Annotated in this window: 12 protein-coding genes; 6 read left to right on the forward strand and 6 right to left on the reverse strand. The window is 57.0% G+C overall.

The features are described 5' to 3' along the window. Positions 1-281: 281 nt before the first annotated feature. The gene (locus tag NW849_RS04510; protein WP_011433435.1) at positions 282-683 is read right to left on the reverse strand and encodes a hypothetical protein; all 402 of its coding nucleotides are present in this window, start codon (positions 681-683) and stop codon (positions 282-284) included. A gap of 181 nt (positions 684-864) precedes the next feature. Here NW849_RS04510 and NW849_RS04515 point away from each other — a divergent pair, with 181 nt between their 5' ends. Further along, positions 865-1,671, forward strand: a complete 807-nt coding sequence (locus NW849_RS04515; protein ID WP_414356152.1) for a Ycf66 family protein — start codon at positions 865-867, stop codon at positions 1,669-1,671. A 62-nt stretch (positions 1,672-1,733) separates the two neighbouring features. On the opposite strand, the gene ppc is transcribed toward NW849_RS04515, so the two are convergent. Continuing rightward, a complete protein-coding gene (gene ppc, locus NW849_RS04520) occupies positions 1,734-4,670 on the reverse strand; it encodes a phosphoenolpyruvate carboxylase (protein WP_414356154.1) in 2,937 nt (978 codons plus the stop codon). 273 nt (positions 4,671-4,943) lie between these two features. Here ppc and NW849_RS04525 point away from each other — a divergent pair, with 273 nt between their 5' ends. From NW849_RS04525 to NW849_RS04540, 4 genes are all read left to right on the forward strand, one after another. Then, positions 4,944-5,309: a hypothetical protein gene (locus NW849_RS04525; RefSeq protein WP_414356156.1), complete on the forward strand. Its 366-nt coding sequence runs from the start codon at positions 4,944-4,946 to the stop codon at positions 5,307-5,309. Continuing rightward, positions 5,306-5,500, forward strand: coding sequence for a hypothetical protein (locus NW849_RS04530; RefSeq protein WP_414356157.1), 195 nt, complete (start codon positions 5,306-5,308; stop codon positions 5,498-5,500). Before NW849_RS04525 ends, NW849_RS04530 begins: the two co-directional genes overlap by 4 nt. A 26-nt stretch (positions 5,501-5,526) precedes the next feature. Beyond that, positions 5,527-6,639, forward strand: coding sequence for a bifunctional diaminohydroxyphosphoribosylaminopyrimidine deaminase/5-amino-6-(5-phosphoribosylamino)uracil reductase RibD (gene ribD, locus NW849_RS04535; protein WP_414356159.1), 1,113 nt, complete (start codon positions 5,527-5,529; stop codon positions 6,637-6,639). 329 nt (positions 6,640-6,968) lie between these two features. After that, entirely contained in the window at positions 6,969-8,000 is a 1,032-nt protein-coding gene (locus NW849_RS04540) for a hypothetical protein (RefSeq protein WP_414356160.1), read from the forward strand. Positions 8,001-8,114: 114 nt separating this feature from the next. Here NW849_RS04540 and NW849_RS04545 read toward each other — a convergent pair whose 3' ends face one another. Both NW849_RS04545 and NW849_RS04550 read right to left on the reverse strand, forming a co-directional pair. Next, positions 8,115-8,354 carry a hypothetical protein gene (locus NW849_RS04545; RefSeq protein ID WP_414356161.1) on the reverse strand — a complete coding sequence of 80 codons (240 nt, stop codon included), beginning with the start codon at positions 8,352-8,354 and terminating at the stop codon, positions 8,115-8,117. A gap of 49 nt (positions 8,355-8,403) precedes the next feature. Then, positions 8,404-8,784 (reverse strand): Npun_F0494 family protein, encoded by a 381-nt coding sequence (locus NW849_RS04550; protein WP_414356162.1) that lies wholly within the window; start codon positions 8,782-8,784, stop codon positions 8,404-8,406. An 82-nt stretch (positions 8,785-8,866) separates the two neighbouring features. Between NW849_RS04550 and NW849_RS04555 the strand changes: the two genes are divergently transcribed. Then, positions 8,867-9,121, forward strand: a complete 255-nt coding sequence (locus NW849_RS04555) for a hypothetical protein (RefSeq protein ID WP_414356163.1) — start codon at positions 8,867-8,869, stop codon at positions 9,119-9,121. A gap of 315 nt (positions 9,122-9,436) precedes the next feature. Here the strand turns inward: NW849_RS04555 and NW849_RS04560 are convergent, their stop codons facing one another. Together NW849_RS04560 and NW849_RS04565 are read right to left on the reverse strand one after the other, a co-directional pair. Next, positions 9,437-10,267 (reverse strand): DUF1350 family protein, encoded by an 831-nt coding sequence (locus NW849_RS04560; RefSeq protein WP_414356164.1) that lies wholly within the window; start codon positions 10,265-10,267, stop codon positions 9,437-9,439. 188 nt (positions 10,268-10,455) lie between these two features. Next, the coding region (locus NW849_RS04565; RefSeq protein WP_414356165.1) for a zinc ribbon domain-containing protein at positions 10,456-10,713 on the reverse strand (258 nt) is incomplete at its 5' end.

Genomic DNA, 10,713 nt, shown 5'->3' on the forward strand with positions numbered 1-10,713 from the left:
CATGATGGATCCCGGATTTGCCCCGCTTATTCTGGGGGAAAAGAATGGCTTAACTCAAGTTGATCCGGGTCGTATCACTACTGATTTGGGAAGGCGCAGAACATCCAGATTCACTCATAGACTTACTTGGACTTACAGTCATTTTAAACAGGTATGAAACATTTCCATCCAGCTCCCCTTTCTTTTTAGGAGATGGGGTGATGGCAGCGGCACAGAGCACTTGGGGGGCTTCTCAATTAGCTTAAAATGACTCTACTTAAGATAAGAGTAGATCTGAGAGCTCAAGGAGACAGCTTTTCTCGCAGACGGTTTTCCCACTGTTGCAGTTGCTCTTGGCGAGCGGCCACCTCTGCTTCGCGACGGCTCAGCTCTTGGCTTTGCCGAGTCAAGGATTGCCGCCAGCTTTCAATCTCCGACAGATCCACCAGACTGTGGGTTCGGGATAGGTTGTGCAACATCTCCACCAGCTTCATGGCTGCCTCTTCCGCCCGCCGTACCTGCCGCTCTTCCGAAAGCTCAACCAGCAGCAACACCCCAATGTTGTAAGGGCCAACCTCTTTGCAGGTGACCCCTTCTGGCTTGCGCAGCGGCATCCAAACACCGTCCTCGGCCTGCCGGGCCAAGAGCTGCAGCTCCCCCTGGCCGAAGAGACTTTTTTTGTGTACCCGTGCCAGATACAGCATGGAACATGCAGGAAGATGCTGCCGATTTTAGCACCGATCCCTTTTATTGAAGAGGGATCCCGTCCCTACACCCAAACCTGGGTTTTGTTGTCCGTGCCACCAGGAGGATCAATGCTAGGATCGGCTGTGGAATGGATAAGGCTCAACGCTCTCCCGTCTTCATCGTTTAGGGATCCCTGGCATGTTTCTCACCCAAAGCCCCTACTTTTTGATGGCAGCGCTGGTGGCGATTGCCAGTGGAGCCATCTTCGCGGTTCGGTTCATCAAGCGCGAGGCCTCCGCTGAGTACGACGTGATTTTTGCCACGATGGGCCTGATCTATTCCGTCTGCTTGCTCTTGGAAGGTCAGCGGCTCATCCCGTTGCTGTTCTTTGCGCAGGTGTTGCTGGCGGTGATGGCCGGCTGGTTTGCCATCGAAACCTTCCGTTTGCGGATTCTCTTAAGCGAAAAAGCACGGCAGGTGGGCGGGGCTCGTCCGACCGTTCGGCGGCAAGGCTTCAGCCGCACCTATCCCCCGGATGGCTATGCCCAAGGACGCACGGTTTCCACTCGAGCCGAGGGATCCCGTATCCGCGATACATCCTCTTACAGTCGCTCCATTCCTGGGCGCAGTGGTGAAGATCCTAGCCGTCGCCCCAGGCCCCAACTGACCGGCGATACCCGTGTGCGTCCACGCCGCCGACCCGAAGGGGATGAGTATTACGAGGAACCAGGGGTCCGCCCGCGTCAGGATACGGACTACGATGAACCAGCACCGCCGCCAGAGGCCCGCCGCCCCCGTCGTCCTGCCACCGAAGAGTATCCAGAGGATGTGGATGTGCAGGAAGAGCGCAGCACAGGTACAGCTACTCGTCGCCGTCCCCCACGGTTGCCCCAAGACCAAGGGGAAAGCTACGCAGATGAACCCCCCCGCCGTCCTTCCCGCCGCGTTGTCGAAGTAGAGCCAGTAGAGGTGGAGCCAGAAGAGTATGATGACGATCTGTTCTGATAGGCTCTCAATGCCGATCTGAACTTGATAGAAGCAGCGCCAGGGTCAATTAGTCGGATCCCTCAGCCTGTGTTGCGCATCCCGGCGGCAATGCCGTTAATGGTAAGTAAAGCTCCACGCAGAAGTTCAGCTCGGTCGTAGCGTGTTCGTCCGGTGCGGGATCCCTGACGCTCCCGCAGGCGCTTGAGGAGAGAGACTTGAATAAAGCCCAAGGGCACAATAGAGCGGTTGCGCAACTGCACCGAGCGCTTCAAATAAGGGTCGTTCTCCAACAGTTCCCTGTGGCCCGTAATCTGCAACACTATTGTGCGAGTACGGTGCATTTCTTGGGCAATACACTCAAACAGCTCCATCGCCCGCTCTAGACGCTCTGGAGAGCTCATCTCCCGCACGTAGTGACGCGCTATTTGCAGATCCACTTTGGCCAGAGTCATCTCCACTTTGGAGATCACCATGCGGAAGAAAGGCCATTCGCGATAGAGGTGCTGCAGGTGGTTGAGGTTGTGCTCGCCCCTGGCCACGTATTCTTGTAGGGCGGTGCCAACCCCATACCAGGCCGGCAAGAGAAAGCGGCTTTGCGTCCAACTGAATACCCAGGGAATGGCCCGCAGGGATCCGATGTCTTTTTGGCTACCGCTGCGGCGGGCGGGACGGGAGCTGATCTGCAGTTGGCTGATCTCTTCAATGGGGGTGACCTCGTGGAAAAACTCCACAAAGCCCTCCTGCTCGTAGACCAGGTTACGGTACACCTGCCGGGAGCGCTCCGCCAAGGATTCCATCAGGCGCGACCACTCGTGCAGATCGTTGGGGTAGGTGCGCAGTAGGCTGGCCTGGATCACGGCGCTGGTGACGGTTTCCAGGTTAAAAATGGCTAGATCCTGGAGGGAATACTTGGAGGCCAACACCTCTCCCTGTTCGGTAATTTTGATGCGGCCCCCCACACTGCGCCCTGGCTGAGCCAAGATGGCCTCGTAAGCCGGGCCCCCTCCACGGCCCACCGAACCGCCCCGGCCATGGAAGATCTGCAGCTTCACCCCGTAGGATTCGGCCACCGTCTGCAGGCGTTGTTGAGCCTTGTAAATCTCCCAGTTGCTGCTCAAAAAGCCGGAATCTTTGTTGCTATCGGAGTAGCCCAGCATCACCTCCTGTAGATTCCCCTGCTGAGCCAAGTACTGGCGATAGAAAGGGATCTCCAGCAACTGCCGCAAAACTTCCGGGGCCCGCTTCAGGTCTTCGACGGTCTCAAACAGCGGCACCACCGCCAGGGATCCGCGACCACTGATGGGATCGTAGAGCCCCACCTCCTTGGCCATCAGCAGCACCTCCAACAGGTCGCTCAACTGGCGGCTCATGCTGATCACATAGGTTTGGCAAATGGCCAAGCCGAATTCCTGCTGCATGCGGCGCAGGGTGCGAAAGGTGGCGATCAGCTCTGCTGTCTTATCGGAAAAGGCAATCTCCAGCGGTATCAGAGGCCGACGGGTTTGTAGCTCCTGCAGGAGAAAGGCGGTTTTTTCCTCTTCCGTCATCTCGTTGTAGGGACGCGGCAAAATGCGCAGGTACTCGAAAATCTCCGTGAGAGCGGCTTCGTGGTAGCTGCTGTCTTGGCGGATATCCAGATGGGCCAGGTGAAAGCCAAACACCTGCACCTGCTGAATCAAATGATCCAGCTGACGGCAGGAAAGGCCGCTGTTTTTCAAGCTTTTCTGGATAAGCTGCAAGTCGGCCAGAAATTCTTCTGCGTTGGCATAGGCGTTGTCCACGGGGGGAGGGGTGGGCAAACAAGCGGAGTCGGCCAAGTTGCGATTGCGCTCCCGCGTTAACTCCAGCCGCCGCTGGATGTAGCTGAGCTTGAGGCGGTAGGGCTCTTGGCGGTATTGCAGCGAAAACGATTCGTAAACCTCAGGCATGAGGCGGTGATCCTGCTCAAGGGCATCCAGCAGTTGGCTGTCCACATCCCCCCAGTGCAGGGAAATGCTCAGGGTTTTGGTGAGAGCCTTCACCGATTCGATGTACTTGCCCAGGATGAGGTTGCGCTGATAGCGAGCCGTTTGCCAGGTAACATCGGCGGTGACGGAAGGGTTGCCATCCCGATCCCCGCCTACCCACGAGCCGAAGTTGCAAAATCCTGCCGGCGGTGGCTCGACGCTGGGAAAAGCTTTTTTCAGGCTGCGGCTGAGGTACTCGTGCAGCAGGGGGATGGCCTGAAACAACACCTCTTCAAAATAGTGCAAAGTGTAATCGACTTCGTTCAAAACAGTCGGCTTGGACTGATGCAACTCGTCGGTGCGCCACCAAAGCAAAACTTCTTCCGCCATCTGTTCTTTTATCATCTGGGCCTGCAAAGGCTGGGTTTGTTCTGCCCAATCCAGTTGGCCGAGCAAGCGAGAGAAAGCTCGTTGCTTCTCGCGAATGGTGTGGCGGACGATCTCGGTGGGGTGGGCGGTAAAAACCATGCGAATGTGCAACTGCTCCAGCAATCTGCGCAGTAGGCCCGGCGGCACCCCTTGAGCCCGCAGGTAAGGGAACAGCCGTTCAAATTTTTCGTTTTCTCGCACGGTACGTTGTTGGCTATCCACCATGCGCATGTCCGAGTCTTCTGCCCGTTCGTAGTGCTGTTCAACAATGTTGATCAACTGGAAGAAGAGGGCAAAGGCCCGTGCCGTTTGGATGGTGGCGTCGAGGCTGAGGTACTCGATAATTTGTAGTACCTCTGGGATCGGGTACTCCAGGGCTTGTCCTTCTGGGGAACACATGGAACGCAGTCGCTGCAACAGATCCACCAGAGACTGACCGCACTCCTGCAGGATCACCGATTCCCAGAGTTCTTCCACCAATTGCAGGCGACGGTTCAACAGGTTGTTCCTGCGGTTGAAGGCTTCGTTGACTTGAAGGGAATGGGCCAAGGGATCCCGTTCCCCAAACAGGGATGCCTCCTTCAGCCCGTTGGCAGAACCCGCTGCCCCCTCTGCAGCGGTCAGGTGGGGGGAAGAGGTCATGAAGGCAGCTCCTAGAATAACCATCCCAATATTAGAGCCTGTTTGTCGAAACGGCAGATGTAGCAGGTATCACGCTCAGATTGCGGTCTTCTCCGCGTCGGATTTTGTAGTTGAGCCTACAAATTGCAAGAAAAAAGTGTTTTACCTTGCCGCAATACCGGTCTAACGCCTTGTTGACAGGAGTTCTGGTGGCTGCCACCCTGTTTATCAACGCACATCTGCTGGATCCCGACCAGGGATTGGACGAGATCGGGCAACTGGGTTTTCACGTCGGTGGGGGATTTTTGTCTGCCGGCGGATGAGGCGGGGATCCGCTCAGGGGTGACCACGGTGGTGGAGGCGGGGATCACCTTCCCGGCGTTTTGTGCAACGGTGGTGTCAACTGCCCAGACGCGGGCTTATGCTTTCATCGATCCCTCTCTCCTCTACATCGCCACTTCGGATTTCATCGCCCATCGCCTCAGGCTGGCTGTGGATTGGAAAAATCAAGATCTGGATCGGGCCAGAGCAGTGATCGAGACCCATCGCCAGGTGGTGGTTGGCCGCAAGGCTCGTCCCACCCTCAAGCTGGGAGAGAGGGAATCACCCACGCTCACTTCCGCTCTGATTCTTGGCGAAGAATATGCCTGCCGATCATGATTCATCTGGGCCGCTTCCCGATGGATGAGGTGTTGGATCCCTTCGATTTGTTGGATCGCCTGCGTTCGGGAGAGATTGTCAGCAACGAACAAAAGGCCCGCGCCCGCGACTACGCATTGCAGGTGGTAGAGCTAGAATCCAAGGCAATTGCAGCTTTCAACCGCAAGCTGGCAGCCTTGTCACCGGCTTGAGCCGCTCTGGAGCGGATGCCCATTTTATGATTTCGGATCAGCAGTGGATGGAACGGTGTCTATCCCTGGCCCGTTCCACACCTCAGCGTCCCTCTCCCAATCCGCGGGTGAGTTGCGTGATCGTGCAGGGGGATCGGGTGGTGGGGGAAGGCGTTCATCCGGGGGCAGGGCAGCCCCATGCGGAGGTGTTGGCTCTGCAACAGGCGGGATCCCTGGCCAGAGGGGCAACGCTCTACGTCAACCTGGAGCCCTGCAACCACTATGGCCGTACCCCTCCCTGTACCGAGGCCATCCTAGCTGCCGGGATCCGGCGGGTGGTGGTGGGGATGCAGGATCCCAATCCCTTGGTGGCTGGCAAAGGGATCCGCCGCCTGCAGGAGGCGGGGATCGACGTGACGGTGGGAGTGCTGGAGCGGGAGTGCCAGGAGCTGAACGAGGGGTTTGCCTTCGCCATTGTGCGGCAACAGTGTTTCGGCCTGCTGAAATACGCCATGACCCTGGATGGCAAGAGCGCCGCCGCCACCGGCCACAGCCGCTGGATCAGCAACTCTCCGGCGCGGCAGTGGGTACACCAACAGCGGGCCTGGCATGATGCCGTCATCGTTGGATCCCGAACCGTTTGGCAGGATAACCCGCGCCTCACCTGTCGCCTGGCGGAGTTGCAGGGATCCCAGCCGTTGCGGGTGGTCCTCAGCCGTTCCCTGAACCTACCTCCCGTCGCCCATCTGTGGCAGGTGGAAGAAGCGCCGACGTTGGTGATCACAGAAGCTGTGGCAACCCATCCTTTGTGGGGATCCCTGGCCAAGCAGGGGGTGGAGCTGCTGCATCTGCCCCAAGTAACCCCCTCGCGGGCGGCACAGGTGCTCTTTCAGCGGGGGTGTCTGAGTGCCCTCTGGGAATGCGGGGGCACGCTGGCCTGGGCAGCCCTCAAAGATGGGGCGATCCAGAAAGTAGCCGCCTTCATCGCTCCCAAGATCCTGGGGGGAGCCGATGCGCCAACCCCGGTAGCAGGCGAGGGGATCCCTGATGTCAACCAAAGCTGGCAACTGGTGGAGCCGCGGCTGGAGACCTTGGGGGATAACTGGCTAATTACCGGAAAGATCTCCTCTTCAGTTGGCCGCAGTGACTTACTACAGTAACCAGCTTTCAATTGCCATGAGGTTTCTGAACGAACAGGCTGCTGTCTTTTCAATGTAAATGGATATACTCATCAGAAAAACACAACATTTCTGCACAATAGGGTTCAGAATTGAGCTAAATTGTGCTAAGCTAGTCGGCGTTCTGGGGAGTCAATAACATTTGGGTAAGGTTAGCAAAATCAAGCTATAGGAATCTATCAAGATTCTTCTGAGGTGAGCCTTGTAAACGGCAACGACCTTGTTCAGCCCTTCTTTGCTTGCCCAGTGAGCAGTTTGAAAGCTCTCCTGTCCCGTTTTCAGGTGCAAATCCCAGGATAAGGAAGGGCATTGTGTTGAATCTTTTTGCCAGCCTGCTGTTTGCATCCGCTTTCATCAGCCCCTCGGGAAACGTTGTTATCGAAGGGGATTCGGGGGAATGGGTTTTCGCCGATCATCAAGCTCTGGAAGGGCTTACTCTAACCCTTCTCATACGGCCTGGAGAGAGCTTGGCCTCTTGGAGAGAAATGCTCTCCGTCATGGACGTTCATGTCGAGGGATCGCCGCGCTTTCTTGCCAACCACATGCGGGACAACCTCCTGGCCAACTGTCCCCAAACGACTTGGGAGTTCCATCGGGAGAGCGAAGAAGATGTGCTCTACGAGTTTCGCAGTGCTGGCTGTCGTGGAACGGTGAGTGGAGTTGAGGAACATGAGATTGGCCGGATCACCCGAGGCCCAAGCGGCAGTGTGCGCATTGCCTATGCCGCAAAGCCAGAGATGACGTCCGAAGTGCGAAGCCGCTGGCTGAACTTACTGGGCAGCGAGGTGGGGACAGCTCAGGGTTTTCCCATTCGCAACCTCGGCGGGGCGATTGCACAGCCTTCTTCCCCGGTTTCGGAAGCCCCAACCGCAGAGCGGCAGATCGCCCGGTGGCTGCAGGAAGCAACCGATGCCCTGAAGCAGCAGGAAGATTTGCTGGCCGAGCTGGATCGCCTGGGTCAGGCTGCGCAGGCGGATGCCCGTGCCTACAGCGGAGAGATCCCCAAAGGGGCGGGGCTAAGGACAATCGGCCTGTACCGAGGTCGGGGGGACGGCAGCCCTGGCGAGGCCACAACCGAGTTCAAGACCACTGACACCTTGATCTGGGCCATCTTGCCGGTGGGCAACCTTCCTGTCAACGCCAAGGTGGAGATACTCTGGTACTACGAGGGCGGAGAAGCCGGGGGCGAGCAACTGATCCGCAGGCTAGATGTTCCCTGGGATCCCTTGGCCGATACCGTGCGAGGCTTTCTGAGCTTCAGCCAACCCTACACCGGCCGCTACCGCGTCGAGATTCATGTCAACGGCGAGAAGGTGGGAGTTGGCCGCTTCACAATCCAATAGTCTCCTGCAAGAAGTACCCCTCCTACGGGGTTACACAGGCTTGGGGGTGGACAATCTCCATCACCAACTCCGACGGGGTGAAGACTGTTGTGCTGGGATCCAGAGGGGGGCTTGCTACCCTCGACGAGTTCTGCATATGGGCCTGACTTTGAGGTTGTAGATAAGGCTGGTGCGGTATTGCAACAGCAAATTGCGCAGATAAAGGGGCAAGTTGCGTCGGTAGAGGGAGCGGGTTTTGCGGTAGATAGACTTGCTGCGCCGGTTAATTGCTTGGCTGCGCCGCTGCAAAGAGGTTTGGAGTGGACGTTGGAGTGCCAGGGATCCGGGCACACGCATCAACCTTGGCCGTACCATATCCCCCCTCGAGAGCGGCGTTGAAAGTTGGATCCAGTGTAGGGGATCCTCAGGGGAGCAGCCGCCAGCGGGTCAGCCTATTCTGCAGGCGGTCTGCCCAGCTTGCCGAGATCCCGGCAAAAGCTTCATCCCTCTCCAGATCTTGCAGCAACTGCCGACCCAGAGGTGCCAGACGATACCGATCCGTGATCCCCTGCCCATCCACTTCCCGTCGCAACAGCCCTACCTGAATCAGCCACATCAGCTCCTGATCCACCCGCATTTCCGATAACGGGCGTCGGCTGTAGCCCGCTTGAACGCCGGCCCAACCTGCAATCTTCGCTGGTGGGATCCCTTTTGTGCTCATGGCCTGCAGCAAGGGCAACCGAAAAGGGCTGCAAATCCAGGCACGCCAAGCCCTTCTGTACACTGACTCAGAGTCATGGAGCATGAGGGACAAGGGGAGTCCTTATGTTCTTATTCAATTCTGTCAATGGCCGTTGAGCAGCAGGCTTGTTACAATAAATTACGATATGTTGATCATCCTTGCCATTGTTGTCCTCCTGGGATTCTGGGCGCTGCGCTTGATGGAGCAGGCTTTTCAGAGTCAGGAGTTCTCGCGCATGTTGGCAGGGACACTGGTGGCTGTGGCTGCCGGCGGCGTCTTGACCTGTTACTTTCTGATGAGCGATACCCTTCAGATGTTGTTTCATCTGCAAGCGCAACCTTCCTCCCCTTACTCTTACTCTCAAGATCTGCTCTCCGATTTGAGCTGGCTTGATCAGTAAATGGGCGGTCATGAGCTACACCAATGCAGTAGCTCCGCTAGCGAGGTTGTGACGCAGCTTTTATAGTCGTTTTAAGCCGGAATGAAACATTTCCATCTAGCTCCCCTCTCTTGCTGGGGGTAGGGCGGCAGCGGAGAACGCTTAGGGAGTGTTTCAATCTAGTTTGAAATGGAAGGCCAAAGTATCTGGGGTTATGGCATCCTCCTGCATCCGCAAGGATGGAGTAGCAAGACCTGCCGCCCGCTTGCTAACAGTGAGCGGGAGAAATCCTGCAAGCTGTGAAAAAATCCGTTGACTTGAGCCGTGGGAAGAATGTCAATGGGCCAATTGGGTTGCCAGCCAGGCTCGGATGCTTCGGATCATTTGGTGGTTGGGGGCCAGTAGGTTCTGGTAGATCAACTGTCCAAAAGCATCGATGGGGCTGAACTCCTCCCCGACTTGGAAAGGATAGCTAAAACCCAGTGGAGTGAGGTGATCCCCCTCGAGATGCTGCCACTCGGTATAGCCTTGATACTTGCGGCAAAGCTGTTGGTAGAGCAGAGGAATGTCGTCAATATCATCCTGTCGAAATTCTACGAGCAGGTTGTTTCTAACCGGATACTGCTCCTCAATTAAGCGGTTGGTTTCTGTCGGGGAAGGCTCGAACTCCAACCACAGGTTCACAGGCGGCGAGGAGGATCCCATCCACATCCGCCACAGATCGGCAAGCTGTTGTTGAGGCCAAGCTTGGGCCAACAGCCGCAGCAATGGCAAAGCCCGATCTAGCCCGGCATTGCTGTAGGCCAGGAAAATATTGCCTCGCCGCTGGGATCCCAGAGAAGGAACGGCCAGACAAGAGAGGATCTGCAACTTACAGCCCAGGCTATGACCCAAACCAAACAGGGGCAACTCCAGCAAACCCTTGCTTTGCAGGCTTCTGTGCAAAGATTGGGCTGCGTTGAGCGCCAGTTGGGCGTGATCGATATCGGTGGTGTAGGGGGTGGCAACAACGGCCATGCCCATACGGGCCAGTTCTTCCAGCAGGCGGCTGTAGAACACTTGCGGGGCAGCTCCCACAAAAGCTCCACCCAGAAAGTGAACGACAGCGCGGGGTTGAGGGGGCAGAAGAAACCAAGTGTGCCCATCGGTTTGCCAAGTTGGTGCCATGGTGTTGCAACCTCGCCTGCGAGTTTGTTGAAGCTTTCCCCATAACCCAGCGCTCGGCAGATCCCACTTTGCCCACTTTACGCCGGTTCCCCGCGCTGGCCAGCCCCTGGAACTCATCCTAATGGACATCTTGCCCAGACATGGGGATCCCCAGTTAACTTCTGATGCAGCAGGCAAAACTGATACATTTACGCTGAACACTGCTGAGCATTACTGCTCAACGGTGAAGCGATAGCATTCTGTCCGTCTCCGAACAGAAAGGCGGTATCCCGCAAAGCTCTGAGCATAACACCCAGAGCGCCTTGCCAATCTCGTGGTAGCCTATGGTTGCACTTTGGGCATCTAAACACCTTTGCGCCACCCAACTTAGTGTGGATGTGCCCGCACTTGGTACAGGTTTTGCTGGTGTACGCTTCCGATACTTCCACGACGACCACGTTTTTCTT

Origin of the sequence: Synechococcus sp. R55.3, assembly GCF_047461975.1 — a bacterium.
Lineage (GTDB): Bacteria > Cyanobacteriota > Cyanobacteriia > Thermostichales > Thermostichaceae > Thermostichus.